This window comes from Clostridium sp. MT-14, from assembly GCF_042436595.1.
GTDB lineage: Bacteria > Bacillota > Clostridia > Clostridiales > Clostridiaceae > Clostridium_B > Clostridium_B aromativorans.
This window is the reverse complement of record NZ_JBHMIY010000005.1, coordinates 107,691-124,549: the sequence shown is the minus strand read 5'-3', so window position 1 is coordinate 124,549 and position 16,859 is coordinate 107,691. Positions and strand designations below refer to the sequence as shown.

At 34.4% G+C, this 16,859-nt stretch carries 16 protein-coding genes and 1 riboswitch; of the genes, 10 read left to right on the top strand and 6 right to left on the bottom strand.

Annotated features, from left to right (window positions below; all coding sequences use genetic code 11):
- Positions 1–367: 367 nt before the first annotated feature.
- Both ACFHWD_RS06185 and ACFHWD_RS06180 read right to left on the bottom strand, forming a co-directional pair.
- Positions 368–1,645 carry an FAD-dependent oxidoreductase gene (locus ACFHWD_RS06185; RefSeq protein ID WP_150356284.1) on the bottom strand — a complete coding sequence of 426 codons (1,278 nt, stop codon included), beginning with the start codon at positions 1,643–1,645 and terminating at the stop codon, positions 368–370.
- A gap of 13 nt (positions 1,646–1,658) precedes the next feature.
- A complete protein-coding gene (locus tag ACFHWD_RS06180) occupies positions 1,659–2,624 on the bottom strand; it encodes a sulfide/dihydroorotate dehydrogenase-like FAD/NAD-binding protein (RefSeq protein WP_150356285.1) in 966 nt (321 codons plus the stop codon).
- A gap of 157 nt (positions 2,625–2,781) precedes the next feature.
- On the opposite strand from ACFHWD_RS06180, the gene ACFHWD_RS06175 reads away from it, so the two are divergent.
- From ACFHWD_RS06175 to ACFHWD_RS06135, 9 genes are all read left to right on the top strand, one after another.
- Positions 2,782–4,230 carry a spore germination protein gene (locus ACFHWD_RS06175; protein WP_378061019.1) on the top strand — a complete coding sequence of 483 codons (1,449 nt, stop codon included), beginning with the start codon at positions 2,782–2,784 and terminating at the stop codon, positions 4,228–4,230.
- 32 nt (positions 4,231–4,262) lie between these two features.
- On the top strand, positions 4,263–5,357 hold the full coding sequence (locus ACFHWD_RS06170) for a GerAB/ArcD/ProY family transporter (protein ID WP_150356287.1): 1,095 nt from the start codon (positions 4,263–4,265) through the stop codon (positions 5,355–5,357).
- Entirely contained in the window at positions 5,344–6,483 is a 1,140-nt protein-coding gene (locus ACFHWD_RS06165; RefSeq protein WP_179977077.1) for a Ger(x)C family spore germination protein, read from the top strand. Before ACFHWD_RS06170 ends, ACFHWD_RS06165 begins: the two co-directional genes overlap by 14 nt.
- Positions 6,484–6,630: 147 nt before the next feature.
- The gene (locus ACFHWD_RS06160; protein ID WP_150356289.1) at positions 6,631–7,008 is read left to right on the top strand and encodes a demethoxyubiquinone hydroxylase family protein; all 378 of its coding nucleotides are present in this window, start codon (positions 6,631–6,633) and stop codon (positions 7,006–7,008) included.
- A 14-nt stretch (positions 7,009–7,022) separates the two neighbouring features.
- Positions 7,023–7,847 carry a family 1 encapsulin nanocompartment shell protein gene (locus tag ACFHWD_RS06155; protein ID WP_179977078.1) on the top strand — a complete coding sequence of 275 codons (825 nt, stop codon included), beginning with the start codon at positions 7,023–7,025 and terminating at the stop codon, positions 7,845–7,847.
- A 134-nt stretch (positions 7,848–7,981) separates the two neighbouring features.
- A riboswitch (cobalamin riboswitch) is annotated at positions 7,982–8,155 on the top strand.
- 146 nt (positions 8,156–8,301) lie between these two features.
- A complete protein-coding gene (locus ACFHWD_RS06150; protein WP_150356291.1) occupies positions 8,302–8,970 on the top strand; it encodes an energy-coupling factor ABC transporter permease in 669 nt (222 codons plus the stop codon).
- A gap of 2 nt (positions 8,971–8,972) precedes the next feature.
- A complete protein-coding gene (locus tag ACFHWD_RS06145; RefSeq protein ID WP_150356292.1) occupies positions 8,973–9,317 on the top strand; it encodes a hypothetical protein in 345 nt (114 codons plus the stop codon).
- Between the two features lie 3 nt (positions 9,318–9,320).
- Positions 9,321–10,100 carry a cobalt ECF transporter T component CbiQ gene (cbiQ, locus tag ACFHWD_RS06140; protein WP_150356293.1) on the top strand — a complete coding sequence of 260 codons (780 nt, stop codon included), beginning with the start codon at positions 9,321–9,323 and terminating at the stop codon, positions 10,098–10,100.
- A gap of 12 nt (positions 10,101–10,112) precedes the next feature.
- Complete coding sequence (locus tag ACFHWD_RS06135; RefSeq protein WP_150356294.1) at positions 10,113–10,946, top strand: energy-coupling factor ABC transporter ATP-binding protein; 834 nt, start codon at positions 10,113–10,115, stop codon at positions 10,944–10,946.
- A 28-nt stretch (positions 10,947–10,974) separates the two neighbouring features.
- On the opposite strand, the gene ACFHWD_RS06130 is transcribed toward ACFHWD_RS06135, so the two are convergent.
- From ACFHWD_RS06130 to ACFHWD_RS06120, 3 genes are all read right to left on the bottom strand, one after another.
- Complete coding sequence (locus ACFHWD_RS06130; RefSeq protein WP_268905671.1) at positions 10,975–11,613, bottom strand: AEC family transporter; 639 nt, start codon at positions 11,611–11,613, stop codon at positions 10,975–10,977.
- Between the two features lie 188 nt (positions 11,614–11,801).
- On the bottom strand, positions 11,802–12,575 hold the full coding sequence (locus ACFHWD_RS06125; protein ID WP_179977081.1) for a YitT family protein: 774 nt from the start codon (positions 12,573–12,575) through the stop codon (positions 11,802–11,804).
- 61 nt (positions 12,576–12,636) lie between these two features.
- A complete protein-coding gene (locus tag ACFHWD_RS06120) occupies positions 12,637–13,242 on the bottom strand; it encodes a GGDEF domain-containing protein (RefSeq protein ID WP_179977082.1) in 606 nt (201 codons plus the stop codon).
- Between the two features lie 787 nt (positions 13,243–14,029).
- Here ACFHWD_RS06120 and ACFHWD_RS06115 point away from each other — a divergent pair.
- Positions 14,030–14,758, top strand: coding sequence for a DUF434 domain-containing protein (locus ACFHWD_RS06115; RefSeq protein WP_150356296.1), 729 nt, complete (start codon positions 14,030–14,032; stop codon positions 14,756–14,758).
- Positions 14,759–14,828: 70 nt separating this feature from the next.
- Here the strand turns inward: ACFHWD_RS06115 and ACFHWD_RS06110 are convergent, their stop codons facing one another.
- Positions 14,829–16,859, bottom strand: a complete 2,031-nt coding sequence (locus ACFHWD_RS06110) for a PAS domain S-box protein (protein WP_378061014.1) — start codon at positions 16,857–16,859, stop codon at positions 14,829–14,831.

Here is a 16,859-nt window from a genome sequence, read left to right as displayed (position 1 = left end):
CTTGTTTTTGATACTCTTTATCAAGTTATTGATGGATCCAGCTGGAGTTCGTTCATAATTTATTTAACATGATTATTGTATACCTTTTTCTGTAATTTTTCAATATGCATGAATTTTTTATTGATTGAATTTATTTTTATGATTAATTTAATTCAATTTTCTTAAATTTAGCACATCTTGTTTTTATTTTATTGGCAGACTACTGCGAACATAGGGATCAACTTATCTAGGTGTGCAGCAGTGTTTATTTCCGTAAGTATTAGCAATGACAGCTTTCGAATAAGACAACAGGGAAGATGTCCAGGGCTTGTTTATACATCCCCGGACATCTTCCCTGTTTTAAATGGAATCTGGAAATTTGTGAGATTTATGTCAGCCTTTTATTGAAGATGCCCAGAAGCTGGAGTTTTTTGATTCTATTTCGGATTCTACCGGTATCTATGGAATATAATCCCTTTTCTTTCATCCTGTTAAAATATTCTGCCCCGGCAAAAGTATATCTGTTTTTTCTGCCTTCAGGAGTTTTTATTCTGCTGTTGGCATAACTTATTATGTCGCCTACAGCGGTATCTGCGGGCAAAACAAGAGTTGGAAATTTAAGTGCAGATCTCACTGCATTGTGGCCTGCTAGTGATCCCGTACATATAGCTTCAGTGTGTCCCACAAATAATCCGCTTTTTTCGCCGCCGCAGAAAAGATTTTCAAGGCCCACTACTTTCAAATCATTGGATACGGGAGCTACAGAAAGATATCTTATGGAATTTCCCTTTCCGCCGGAATAGGGATCGATGAATTTTACGTTTTCGAGTCCGTGTATTTTTCTGAGCTTACTAAGCGGGTAATATGAGGTCATGAGCTTTACATGTCCCGTATCAAGTAGGATTATATTTTCTGCAAATTCTTTTAGGGCATACTGTTGGCATACCTTTGCCTTTAGTTTGTCTAAATTTACATCCTCCTTTGGAACCTTTAAAACAACTACCCCTTTTTTCTCGAGTTCATTCACAAGTTCTTTATCCAGGGTTTCTTTGGCTAATTTGCAGGAACCGCTGAAAGCTCCGTAATTTCCATCTGTCCTCTCACCGTGAAGATCATCTATACCGGCACACTTACTTATGCTAACTCTCGGACCGAAGGATGGACACCTGAGTACACACATGGAACATCCGTTGCCGTATCTTATACAGTTTCCCATGGGACCTGTAGAACCGGTAGTTTCAACAAATACATCTGCTTCCTCATAATTCCCGGTTGAGGTATATATACCTTTGATTTTACTGCCATCCATTTTAACATCCACTACCCGTGATTCAAAATTTATCTTTATACCTTTGCTTAAGATATATTTTCTGACTTCGGGCTCTATCTTATTTACATCGTAAAGCCATGCATGTGCATGATTTGGAAAATCCAGATTTTTATGCCTGGTAAGCTTGTCTGTAATGCCTATGAGATCTCCTGCTCCTAGAGCTGTTATTTCCTCGGCAGCTGTGTATCTGCCGTTGTTTCTCATTATTCCTCCTACATTTCCAAGTCCGAGAACCATATCGGTTTTTTCATAAATAACCACCTCGGCACCTGCTTTCACTGCTGTTAAAGCTGCTGCACATCCGGACCAGCCAGCTCCAATCACTATTACCTTCATAAAAAATGACCTCCTATATAAATTTTCTATCTTTAAATAATTCCCTGGGATCCATTTGTACCTTGCATAACCTCTTCACTACATCATTTTTGTAATGCTTGGTACAGCTGGAACATATGCCCTCACCGCAGTTCATTTTGGAATTGTTGCAGCAGGAAAGAGCAATTGACTTATCGGCAAATTGAATAATTCTGTATATTAGAATATCTGGACCGCCGCAGTGGATGAGATTTATATTTCCTCCGGATAGACAGTCTTTTAGAATGGATTTGAAGTTTTCTGTAAGGTATCCATTTTCAAGTATTCTGCAGTTTACAATTTTAGAACTGTAGTCATTGAGGTATTTTTCGCTGAAATTATTTTTGAATTGGGTGTCTATGAAGGAGATAATCTTGTTGTTGTTTGAGTGCAGTTTTTTCATAATGGGAATTGAAGGCGCAATTCCTATGCCGCAGGCTATAATCAGTGAGGTGCCATTTTTAGCTTCATATATATTTGAAAGACCCATTATTCCGTTGAAAAAAGGACCCCGTACTGATATCCTGTCGTTTTCATTTAAAGAAAATAAATTTTTAGTCTTGATTCCATTCAGTTTTATGGCGATCTTCAGGGTGTTTCTGATGACATCAGCCTCCATTATTGATATCGGAACATCATAATAAACCGGATTTTCAGTATTTTTTAGGAATACGAAACTTCCTGGGTAAACAAGTTCTCTTGTTAGATCTTCAGGAGCTTTTAAAGTGAGTATGCATAAATTTTTATCAGGAGTTTTCTTTTTTAATATTGTACATGTATAAGTTCTTCGCAGATTTTGAGCCTTACTGCCATTGGATATATATTTATCATATATGCAAACGCCGCACCAGTTTTTGCACTGACAGAATTTTTCACCCGAGAGTTGTGAGCAGAGCACGCAATCCAGGGTTTCTGCAAGATGACATGGGCAGTATTCACCTCCAGCATCGATACAATTCATAAAAATAACCTCCGTCTATAATATAAGCTGTATAATATTAGATTATTTTCCAGCAGAATTTTTGTTACTTCTCATGGATATTGAAATGACGTATTTTTATTTTGAAGTAGTCTGCATAATATTTTTAAACAAGCTAAAACTACTAGGGGTGATACTTATGGATAATTTCAGTATAAACGGCAATATACAGAGGATCATCAGCGGCCTTGGAGATACAGAAACGGTTATAACAAGGTCCTTTGAAATAGGATATAAGCTTCCAATACAGGCAGTACTTATTTATGTAAATTCTCTTGCAGACAAAGAATCTATAAATCGAAACATATTAAATCCCCTTATGCTGCATACAGATGACAATTTGTACCTGTCGTCGAATCTGTGCAGTACAATATGCAAGAAATATATAACTTCAAGTAATACGCTTATAGAAAAGGATATTGCTCAGGCCATATTTGCCTTGAAACGTGGAGATACTGTGTTGATTATAGAACATATAAGTGAATTTATAATAATAGATACAAGGGACGGAAAATACAGGCAGATATCAGAGCCTTTGAATGAGTATGCAGTCAGGGGATCGAGAGAAGGATTTGTTGAAAACCTGGAAACAAATGTAAGCTTGATTAGGAGGATAATAAAACATCCGGATCTCACTATCGAAAATTTTACCTTGGGGAAATATACTCAAACAGATATAAAATTGATATATATAGACAGTATTGCAGATGAGAAGATCATGAAAAACATACGTGATAGGCTGGCTGTTATAGATGTGGATTCGATAACGGGGGTGGGTATTGTAGAACAGTATATAGAAGATCATCCCTGCAGTTTGTTCCCTCAATGTTTTGCAACTGAGAGGCCTGATATAGTCATAAATGATTTAATGGAAGGAAGAGCTGTAATACTGTGCCAGGGGACACCTTATGCTCTTGTAGTACCGGCATTGTTCACAGAATTCTTTCAGGCAATAGAGGACTATTATGAAAGAAGTGTATTATCTTCCTTGATTAGGATTTTGAGGTTGATCGCAGTTATTTTAGTTATAACTCTTCCTGCTGCCTATCTGTCTTTTATAAAATTTAATGCAGAGCTTATACCGATACAATTTCTCCTGCCTTTAGTATCTACAAGAAGGGGGCTGTTATTGACTCCTCTAATTGAAATATTGTCCATGGAAATGGTAGTGGAATTTTTAAGAGAAGGAGGATTGAGGCTTCCGGGCAAAATAGGGCAAACTCTTAGTTTAGTTGGAGGGTTTATTATTGGCGATGCGGCATTAAGAGCGCGTCTGGTTAGTCCTGCTACTCTTGTAGTTGTGGGAACAGCTGTAATTGGAACATTCGTCATTCCCAATTATGACATGTCACTTTCTATACGTATAGTGAGGTTCCCGATGATAATACTTGCTGATATATTTGGAATTGTAGGTATTGCTGCTGGCTGGTATCTCATTTTGTTACATCTGTTTTCAATGAACAGTTTTGGAGTACAGTATCTGTCTTTTAAAAGGAACGACTTGAAGGATATATTCATTAGGGCACAGTTGTGGAATATGGATGAGAGGCCTGAAGCTATACCAAATAAAAACAAGATCAGGCACTGAGGCTCTATGAAAAAATTCAGGAGGAAGCATTGATGCAGAACAGCCTAGAAAATAAAATAACTTCATATCAGCTGCTTTGTATTTTAACGGGTACTGCTGTAGGCATAGGTTTGATAAGTCTTCCAAATGAAGTAACTCAAATAGCCAAGCAAAATGGCTGGATTTCAGTTATTATCGGTGGAGTCTATCCTCTATATCTGGTGTATATTGCGTGTATATTGCAGAAAAAGTTCCCAGATAAGAATATATTACAGTTGAGCAGACAATTTTTAGGAACTTTTTTAGGAAACTTTCTAAATTTGATCTTTATGTCTAATTTTGTACTGTACACTACGGCTGTTGCATCCGGGCTGACCATTCTTTTGACAACTTTTATAATGTATTTTATGGTTCCTGTGAGATTACTTATATTTATAGTGTTTCTAGGAGCCATATCGAGTTACAGCGGATTAAAACCTTTGGCAAGTATAAATGAACTGATCTTTATATTTACTATAGTGGTTTCTCTTATCTCACTTGTTGCACTGGGCAAAGGAAAACTTATAAATGTACTTCCTATATTTGATCTGAATACTAAACTTTTGCTCAGAGGAAGCATTGAATCGTGTTTCTCATATGGTGGTACGGAAATAATTTTTTTGTTTTATCCTCTGTTAAGCGATAAAGAAAACTTTAGAAGCTGTGCGTTAAAAGGTGTACTATTTATAGTGATCTTGTATTCATCCTTAACTTTTTTGACAGTATATTATTGTGGAATAGACTTAGTAAAGAAATCTTTCTGGGCAGTACTTATAGCTGCTAAATCTATTGAAATACCGATAATAAATAATTTCAGGTTTATATTCATGTTTCTGTGGAGTATAGTAAATTTTAAAACTATTTCCAACAATTACTTTGCATCTGTATTTATTTTACAGGATTTGTTTAAAAGGTCTTCGATAAAAAAACTGTCTGTAATTATATATCCCCTTATAATATTGATATCTTCTACATATCTAAATGAAGAATCTCGGAGAACTTTTTTAAAATTTATAATTCCAAAATACACTTTATTCAATATAGCATACCTGACCATAGTATGCTGTATGGCACTTATAAAAAAGGATGGTTTAAATGAAAAAAAATAAATTTTTAATTATAATACCGTTATTAGTTATAGTATTTTCATTTTTTATAACGGGGATAAAAGATTCAGATGTGGTTGAAAACCTGGAAATAGTAGCTGGAATAGGATCAGATATTGAATATGAAACTCCTGATATAATATCATACAGCGCACCTTTGTCCGTCTATATATTTGGCGATACCAGTGAAAATGATGAGAACATCAGGGTAAGTAGTGCAATAAGAAGGGGAGTTGGAGGAACTTTAGGTAAAACCAGGGAGAACAGACAATCCTTATCAGACAAAAAAAGCATATTTGGATTTGAAAAGGTATATGTAATAAGTGAAGACAGTGCTGTTTGCGGAATTGGACCGGTAATAGATATATTATTCAGAAACCCCCAATTAAATGATACAGGCTATTTTGTAATATGTAAATGTAAGGCTGAGGATATGCTTTCCCATAAAGTAAAAGGTTATCCAAGTTCCTCTGATTTTATAGAGGGCCTGTTAAAAAATGAGTATAATTATTCCTTTTTCCCAAAAGATACAAAGATAACGGATTTGTACACTTCACTTTATGTTGAAGGTATCAATCCTGTAGTACCTTACATTGAAATAATCGATGACAATATAAAGGTATCAGGCATGGCCTTATTTAAAGAATCACGCATGGTGGCAAAATCAAGTTTTGATGACAGCAAATGGCTTAATCTAATGGGAAATGATAAAGGCCGCGGAATTGTGAGTCTACAAAAGACTGCAAAAAATTATGCAGACTTCTATGCGTATTCATCAAAGAAAGTCTATGTAAATAAAATCGGAGGAAAACTTCATTTTACAATAAATTTAAGGTTGAAAGGAGATATAATTACAAATACCTATTTTAAAGATCTTTCAAAAAATAAAGATGTTAAAAAGACCTTTGAAAATGAAATTGAAGAGAAGGTACGCAAGAATTGCTGTTCAATTATAAATAAAATGAAGACGGAGTATAGAACAGATTGTATAGGTCTTGGCCAATATGCTGCAGCTAAATATGGAAGATGGAGCAATACGGATTGGAACAAAGAAGTGCTTAATTCCAATATAGATATAAATGTGAAAGCATCTATAGAGAATTGGGGACGTGGTTCTTTTGAAAAATAATTTTGGATCACATATTTGTATTGGAGAACAATTTATTATATAATATATATTACTAGGGAGAATAAGCTAGCGGTTACAGTATAAGGTAATATGTATGACAATTTAAAATATTTCATAAATCTAAGTACAAGGAGGAGGTAGGTTACTATGCCAAATTTTGCAAATCCATTTCAAGGAAATGTGGACAGAAAGATGACTAAAGAGGAGCTTATTCAGGCTGTGAGACTTGATATTGCAGGAGAACTTGAGGCCATATATCTGTATGAATCACATGTGCTGGCAACAGATAATGCTGCAGCCAAGAAGGTGATAGCAGACATAAGGGATGAGGAGAAAGCACATATAGGTGAATTGATGTCCTTGTTGAAGATACTTGATCCTGAAGAAGCAAAACATTTTGCAGACGGTGAAACAGAAGTTGCAGAGATGATGGAAGAGTTGAATATTCAAATTCCTGAAGTAAAAGAAAAGCCTAGTCAGGACAAATCCGCCCATAAAACTGTGGGCAGTTTGATAAAGGATTGAGGGGGGAAATAGTCATGGATTATTTATCAAGAGAAAGTGCACCTTTTTCAGATGATTTGTGGGGAAAAATAGATGATACAGTTGTTAATACTGCAAGCCGCGTGTTGATTGGAAGACGTTTTTTAGATATTTTTGGACCTCTTGGTGCGGGTATACAAAGTATAAGTTCGGACAATCTTGATGAGAGCGGATCGATAGAAGAGGAAACTTCAGAGGGAATATCGAGAATTAAGAACAGAAAATATGAGGAGATACCACTTGTGTATAGTGATTTCACTCTTCTTTGGAGAGACATTGAAAACAGTGAAAAACTGGGTTATCCACTGGATCTATCAGCAGCTGTGTCCGCTGCAGAAGCATGTGCGCGAAAAGAGGACAAGCTGATTTTCCTGGGAAATGAGAATTTTGGATATGAGGGAATTTTTAATGCAAAGGGTACTAATAAAGTAGAGAAGAGTGAATGGAAATCGGGAGAAAATCCATTTACGGATATTGCTTCAGCTGTCGAAATTTTGACCAAGCAGGGTATTTATGGAAGACTCGCATTAATTGTAAGTCCTGATCTGTACCTGCAGATGCAGCGTATACAACCTGGAACAGGAGTGCTTGAAATTGATAGAATTGGTAAGCTCCTGAATGGGAATATATTTACAAGTCCTGTTCTTGGAACAAATAAGGGGGCACTTTTATGTACTGAACCTAATTATATAGACATTGTAATAGGTCAGGATATAGCAACAGCATACCTTGAACTCAGGGAATTAAATCATACTCTTAGAGTTTTAGAAACGGTGCTTTTGAGAATTAAAAACAGAAAATCCATAGTTATTTTTGAATGATTGGATTTTAATTAGAGAAGCAAATTCTTTAGGGAATTTGTTTCTTTTTTACGATACAATATATTGTGATTGTGCTTGACAATTCTGTGAGTTTGTGAGAAACTGAATTTGTCATATAATAACTTTATTAAAAAATAAAAGAAAAATATATAGGTGAATTTTACTTAAAAGGAAAGCAAGATGAAAAGTCTGCACGGTCCCGCCGCTGTGAAAGAGGAGCCCTTATAAAATATGCCACTGGGAAACTGGGAAGGCTATAAGGGTGATGAATCCAAGTCAGAAGACCTGCCTATATATTAGTGACCATTCGACTCTACGAGTGATAGGGAGGTGACTAGATGGTGAAATTTTATGATTCTTTATATAAATCATAACCCCTTAGCATTTGCTGAGGGGTTATGATTTATTTGGCTTTGGTTTAAAATATTACAATTAAACTAGGGGGTATTAAAAAATGCATATTGAAGATGGTATTTTATCGCCTCAAGCGTGGGGAACATGGTATGCAATAAGTGCTGTGTTTATGGTACCTGGAGTTAAAGAAATCAAGAAAAGAGTTAAAGAAAATTTATATTATAAACCATTTTTAGCAATGGTAGGAGTAGCTGTGTTTGTCATATCATGTATGCATATTCCTGTACCTGTGACAGGTTCCTGCTCTCACCCATGTGGTACTGCACTGGCGGCTATTATTGTTGGGCCCTTTGCTACAGGAGTGATTTCAGCTATTGTATTGTTTTTTCAGGCTATATTTCTGGGACATGGAGGTATAACTACTATTGGTGCCAATACTTTTTCTATGGGTATAGCGGCAGGTATTTTGGGATATCTGTGCTGGAAAATTTTAAGATATTTTAAGAGTCCCATCTGGCTGGCAGCGGGAATAGCGGGTTTCATGGGTGACATAATTACTTATCTGGTAGCTGCTTTGGAGTTGGCAATAAGTTTACATGGACATGTTCCTTTGATGAAGCAGTGGATGATATTCTTTTTAGGCTATGGACCTACGCAACTGCCTTTAGCTATTGCAGAAGGTGTGTTTACAGCTTTGGTTCTTCAGGTTATGGTAAAAAGGAGACCTGATTTGTTACCTGGTATACTTAAAAAAGGGGAGGCGAGGTAATTATGGAATCAAGCAACAGTATGGGCAGCAAAAAAGGCAAGAGTATTAAATTTTTAGACAAATTTACACGTGTTATGTTAACAGTTATGATAATTATATTTATATTTATATTTGGAGCATCGAAGTACATGGTCAATCATAAAATGGAAGCCGGAGGTACGGATGACAAAGTGAATACTATGGCTTCTGTTACAGCTAAGACAGACCATAAACCTTTTATCGAGCTTCCTGGTGATGCACAGGTAGGAGCATTTTCTGTAGCAAATTTTTTCGCAGGTTTAATAGTGGGACATCATTGGGAAAAATTATTTGGCGATTCCAGTAAAAATAAGTTAAAGGAAGAATAAATTATGGAACTATCTTCATTTGGCAGGATATCTGGCAATAAAAGTTTTTTACACCGTTTAGATGGAAGAGTAAAAACCGTACTGTTTTTAAGTGCAATTATAATAACAACTTTTTTGTCCAAGTGGTATCTTATAGTATCTCTGTGGATGCTGTCTATAATTGGATATTATACTTTGGGTGTTCCCTGGAAAAGACTTATAAAAAGGCTTCTCATACCTTTTAGTATAGCATGGCTTGTATTTGTAAGTGTACTTTTTACAAATGGGGAAACTGTTTTAACATATATTCCCTTTGGAACTTATCATCTGAATATATACAGAGAGGGACTTGCGCTTGGAACTTTATTGATGCTGAGAATAATGGCTGCAGTTAGTCTTGCATGCATACTTTCTTTTTGCACTCCGATGATTGAAATACTGGAAACCCTCAGAATACTAAAAGTTCCTTCGATTATAATAGATTTAGCTGATATGATGTATAGGTACATATTTATAATTGAAGATACGGGCAAAAATATGAGATATGCACAACTAAGTCGTATGGGGGATAGATCCAGCTGGCTGCGTCGTATAGAGGATACGGGCAAAATAGCGGTGTATATTATGATAGAATCTTTAGATCGAAGTGTAAGAGTTTATAATGCTATGCTTTCAAGAGGATATAATGAAGATAGTAGACAAGCTAAGTTTTTTACTTACCCTATTCCAGCTGGAGATTTTCGTTTTGGAATTTTGATAATGGCTTTATTGATGGTTTTAATTTTGATAAATATATTTGTTTAAAGGAGAATAGTTATGTCACTTATTGAAGTGGATAAAGTCAGCTATGCCTATAGTGATGGCAGCCTGGCACTTAGAAATGTTAATATGAAGATAAAAAGGGGAGAAAAAGTGGCAATACTGGGGCCAAATGGAGCAGGTAAATCGACACTTTTCCACCTATTTAATGGAATTTCAAAACCTAAATCCGGCATTATTACGATAAATGGACTGAAAGTATGCAAAAAAAATTTAGTTAAAATAAGACAGATGGTAGGCATGGTATTTCAGGATTCCGATGATCAACTTTTTAATTCTACAGTTCGCCAGGAAATAGCCTATGGTCTTTTAAACATGGGAATGAGCGGAAAGAAGTTAGAAGATACCATAGCATGGGCGTTAGATGTGGTTGGAATGAAAGGATATGATGACAAAAGTCCCCATAATTTAAGCGGAGGACAGAAAAAGAGGATTGCACTTGCAAGTGTTCTCGCTATGAAGCCCGAGGTGATGGTGCTGGATGAACCTACTGCAGCTCTTGATCCCAGGGGAGTATACAAGTTGATTAAGCTTTTGGATCTTATAAATAAAAAGCTGAAAATTACTTTGATTTTTGCCACCCATGATGTAGATACAGTTCCTCTTTTAGCTGATACAGTTTATCTTTTAGATAAAGGAAGCATTGTGATGGGAGGTACTACTGAAGAAGTATTCAATCAAAAAGAGCTTATTCGAAAAATTAATTTAAGGCTTCCAAGAGTAGCTCATTTAGTTGAAATACTAGGTAAGGATGGAATGTTAAATGTGGATAGCCTTCCACTTACTATTGGTCAGGCAAAAGAAGTTCTGGAAAACCACCGGGGGTCGTGAATAAATTGTGAACAAAGCTTAAATTTTTCTAGAAGCACAGTTTGATTATTATAGGTATGGTTATTATGGACAACAGGGAAGAAAAAGATACTATAAAGGCTGAATACTCCTTGTCCTTGTTGAAATTTTCTGCAAAGATTGTTGTAAAAGCGCCGGCAGGCATAGCCTGCATTAAAATCAGCGTTTTTATGACAATGGAATTTTCACCACATAAAATTGAAATAAGATACAGTGCTCCAGGTAAAATTATGAGTTTTATGAGTGAGCCATAGTACAAACTCTTGTCCTTTATAATCTTTCTAAGCTCACTTCTTGACAACAAACTTCCTATTATAAGCATGGATATTGGGGTGGTAAGTCCTCCCACCATATTTATGGTATCCATGAGTATAATAGGTATTTTTATTGAAAAAATCATTATTATGAGTCCTATAAAAGAGGAAATTATTCCAGGATTTTTTAAAGATTTTTTCAGGCCTTTGAGGCTCTTTTTATTATTAAAGAGCATTACTCCGTAAGTCCATACAAAAATGTTGAAAAGTATATTGAAAACAGCAGCATACACCACTCCTTCCTTTCCAAAAACGCTTTGGGCCACCGGAAATCCCATGAAACCGCAGTTGGAAAACATCATGGCAAACTCAAGAGTATTTCTTTTTTTCTTGATGTAGACATTGCAATTTATGGTGATAAAATAACATTTGATATATTATCAAAACTTCATGCAGACCTTGAGTATGAAAGTCCTATGCCCTATTTTTTTGATATTGTGGATTATACGCATTTGAATCATCAAAAATTAAAAGAACACATCGATAGAGTAGGAAAAATTATTTACAAGAATAAAAAAAGAGGTTAGATCAAGTGTTTCTTGGGTTCAGATGGAGTTTGTTTATAAGAAATACTTTTCTCCATCTGAACATTATTTAATATTTGTTCTTTGCACTTTTTTTCAAGTTTGTTATCTGCGCCTTTGATATTTCTGTATAAATCTATGAAATTCATATGATGGGTATTTTTAGAGTCATATTTTCCTATTCTGAAGGTAAATTCCACAGCAGGTCCAATTCCCACTGCAGATATCAGAGTGCCAATTCCAGCAGGGCCTCCTAAAAAGAATCCTATTATCAAAACTGTAATTTCCATGCTTCCTCTTATAAGCCACACTGGTTTATTCAGCTTTTTTACAAGACCTTCCATGAGTCCGTCTCTGGGACCAGCGCCCAGCTCAACTCGCAGATAAAAATATGTGGATATGCCCATGAGTATAATAGATAGTATGAGCATCAATATTTTCCCTGTAATATTTTGAGGTGTTCTAAATATACCTGTGTTGTTCATTAAATCCACGAAGATTCCAACGAAAAACATATTAAACACGCTTCCAATTCCGGGAATTACTCCGAGAAAAATCGAAAGCAGTATTATGCCAAGGCCTACGATTTGAGTTACTTGTCCTAAAGAAAAAATGGAATGATTTACTATACCCATGTGAAAAACATCCCAGGGGCTCATTCCAAGTTTTGAATAGAGTGCCAGAAGTATTGATATAGAACATAAAAAAAAGCCAAAAAATAGAGAAGGCATTTTAAATAATAATTCTATACATATGCTTTTATAAAATTTCATGATTTATTCCACCGTCTCTTTCCACAATGTAATTTTATATTAGAAGTTTAATAGAGAATTGTCAACTACTATAATATTTAAAGCAATTCCGGCCGCTTTTTTTTGCAAGATAAAGTGCTTTGTCTGCATTATTAATGCATTTTTGTATATCGTCTTCGCTAATTATATGCATGGAAAATACACCTAAACTCACAGTTATAAAAGAAGAGCACTTTAGAGCCTCATTTGAGACTTGAATTTTAGAAATAGCGTCCATTATATTTTTGGCAGTTTTTAAAATGTCTTTTTTTCCTGTATTAAAGGCTGCATAAATGAATTCATCACCGCCCCACCTGGCAGCAAATCCAGAAAATTGCTTGGCAATTGAATTTATCTGTCCGGCTGTTTTTACAAGCACTTTATCTCCATATATATGTCCATAACTATCGTTAAACCATTTAAAATTGTCAATATCTATTACTATTATGGAAAGCAAAAAATTTGTCTGATTGGTATTTTCGAAAGGTATATGCATATAGTTGTTGAAACTTCTTCTATTTGCAATACCTGTCAGCTCGTCAATAGATGAAAGGCTTTTAAGCAGTCTGTTTGCCTCTTCCAATTTATTGTTAATGGATTTATTCAGTAATGTTTCATACCTCAAAAGCCGGTTTGATTTTTTTAACATTGTAGTGCTCTTATATGTTTTACAATAATTATTATATATAACTCTTGAAACAAAAAAACAGATTGGAATAAATAGGCCCAGATTAAAATAATGTGTAATCAATGTGATACTGTATTTTTGAAAAAATGGTAATCCTATAATTAGAACCAGGGAGGATGATAAAATTGAAATCAAAAAACTGCCTGTAGACATTATAAAAAAGCTGGAACAGGTCATCATATTTATCATAAAAACCATCAGGTGGCCATAGTGTTCCTGGTCAATTAAGGAAATGATACTTCCCCATATCATGATAAAATTTATATAAAGCACTATTGTAAGTTCATTTTTCCTTATTGTTTTGACAGTGTTATTTGCAATTTGGAAGTTTTTATAATATATTGATAAAAATAGCAAGTTCATTCCGATAAAAATTATATAAAATGGCAGATAAATAAAGATATAATCTTTATAGGGATAATATATTGAGCCTGCGATATTTACGATTATGAACCATATTTGACAGATAATAAATACTTTTGCCAGTATCCTTAATCTTGAGATATTATTTTTGACCATATCTGTTCTGAAATTTATATCATCGTATTTTTGGAAAAAGATCTTCTTAAAAAAATTGTTTTTCATAAGACATCCCTCTGAATAAGTTATGGACAATTATATCATTCTATTTTATAAAAATCAATAAAAAGGACAACTATCCTATGAAGTATTTGAGTACATTCACTTTGACAAATAGGGTAAAATAGATATTGATGGGTGATACTATATTTGCTGTAGGAGAATAATAATGTATAGAAAATTAAAGATAGTGAACAGGGGAACTGATCCCGAGGACAACAGGTGGTTTTCAAAAGAATCTGTTTTAAAGCTTCAAAAAGCACAGCAGGAGGTAGAATGGCTTCTTAACAGGAATTATAAAGTATCTTCTATTTTAGAGATGGTTGGGAATCATTATCAGTTCTCCTCCAGACAAAGAGATGCTTTGAGGCGTTCAACTGCATCCTATGAAAAAATAAAAATAAGAAAATCGAAATGCCTTCCTCCTGATTCATTGAGAGACGAGTTTTTGTATATAGATGGATTTAATCTTATTATTACATTGGAAACAGCCTTTTCGGGGGCTCCTGTGATTTTGTGTAATGATGGGACTTTCAGGGATTTAGCAGGTCTTAGAGGTACCTATAATATTGTTGACAAAACCCATTATGCTCTGAATGCCATAGGGAAAAAACTTGATGATATGCATGTCTGCGGGGTCAATTTCCTGCTTGACAGGGGCGTATCAAATTCGGGAAGGCTGAAAAAATTTATTTTGGAACATTCTGTAGAATGGCATGCCGATACGGAAGTAAATCTTATGAATGGGGTGGATTCTTTTTTATATGAAAAGGAAAATATAGTGACAAGCGATTCTATAATACTTGATGAATGTTTCAGCTGGTGCAATCTTGCCAGGTCTATTATAGAGGATTACATAACCGATGCTAATATAGTGAATTTAAGCGGTAAAATATAAGAAAAACTTAAATGGGCATAAAGTTCAAAGATCCAAACTTTGAACTTCATTTTTAAAACAGCCGATTTTTTTACCCTAAAAATTTTTTTATGGTGATTTTCAATTTTTCAAGAGGAAATGGTTTTGAAATATAGTCGTCCATACCACTCCCAATGCACATTTCCCGGTCTCCCAGCATTCCATATGCAGTCATTGCCACTATGGGTACATGATTTCCAGTATGGATTTCATTTTTCCTTATTATTTTTGTGGCTTCAAGTCCATTTAATTCAGGCATCTGTATATCCATGAGTATTAGATCCACAGAAGTATTTTTCAAAAGCTTCAATGCCTGTTTTCCTGTATATGCGCATTGATAACTGTATTTTAAATTTTTTATCATATTTCGGACTATCTGCATATTTATATCATTATCTTCAACTATGAGAATGGTTTTATCCATGTTTTTTGATGATGATTTCCTGTTTTCATCAAAATTAGATGAGGAGTTGTTAGATGATTCACTAAAATCCAGAAAGAATTCTGATGTGAAATAAAAGGTGCTTCCGAGATTTTCTGTGCTTTCAAACCATATATCACCATTCATGATTTTTACCAGTTCTTTTGATATTGAAAGGCCAAGTCCCGTGCCTGAATAATCTTTGCTGTATGATATACCCTGCTGAGAAAATTTTTTAAAAATTTCCTTTTTAAATTCATCCTTGATTCCAATGCCAGTATCTTTTATGGAAAATTCAAGTATTATTTTTTCATTTATCTGTGATAATAATTTAATCTTAAAAGTTATTCTTCCGCTCTGTGTGAATTTAAGTGAATTATTAAATAAATTTATCAGCACTTGTCGTAATTTTAATTCGTCACCGGCCATTTTATAAGGTATAAGGGAATCCATGTAATAAGTAAAACCTATATTTTTCTTTTCACAGGCAAATGAAACTTCCCGTACGAAAACGTCAATCATATTTTTAAAATTAAATACTTTTATATAGAGATCAATGTTTCCCGATTCTATTTGGGATATATCTAAAATATTGTTTACTATACCAAGTAGATGTTTTGAGGAATTCTTTAATATTTCAATGTATGACTCTTCATCTTCATTTATATTCATTAATCCAAGTAATTCAATAGCTCCTATAATGCCATTTAATGGAGTTCTGATTTCATGGCTCATGTTGGCTAAAAACTGGCTTTTGGCTCTATTTGCATTTTCTGCTTCTATTTTAGCTTTTTCTGCCTGTTGTTTAGCCTTGCTCAATTCTTTATAATTAGTTCTCAGCTCTTCCTCGGTGGCTGCCAGTTCTTCATATATAGAAGAGAGCTCTTCATATTTATTTTTCAATTCCTGTTCAGATTTTATCTTTTTAGTTATGTCTCTGGCAATAGTAGATGCTCCTATGACTTTATTGTCCTCATTGTAAATAGGTGAAACACTTATTGATATGGGAAGTTTTGTACCATTTTTGCGCATACGTACAGTTTCGTAATGATTTATCTTTATGTTATTTTTTACTTTGTCTAATATTGAAACAATATCTTCTTTACTTTCATCGGGTATAATCGTGGATATACTTTTACCTATGATTTCTTCTTTGCTGTATCCATAGAGATTTTGAGCTCCCTTGTTCCAGCTCGTAACAATACCCTTTAAATCCTTGGTTAAAATTGCATCTTCAGAATTTTCAATAATGGAAGCTAGTCTTCTTAAGGTATCTTCTTTTTTTACTCTAACTGTAATGTCTTTTATTACAGTTAAAAATAGTATTTCTGAATTATATTTAATTTTAATGTAGGACACTTCAACGGGAAAATTTGAGCCGTTTTTGGTGTGATGCAGGGTTTGAAAGTTTATTTTTTTACCTTCTGATCTTTCAAATTGCTGGTCCATATGAAATGGTTCGTTTGAAGATCCTAGATCAGATATTTTCATGGATAATAGTTCTTCCATTGAATATCCGTAACATTCTACTGCATTTTTATTGGCATACAGGATTTTTCCTTTTAAATTAACTACCAATACAGAATTTTTAGAGTTTTCCAGTGTATCTTTGTCTATTATAAAATTGTTTTGAATATTTTTATTACTTGCTGGATCAATCAA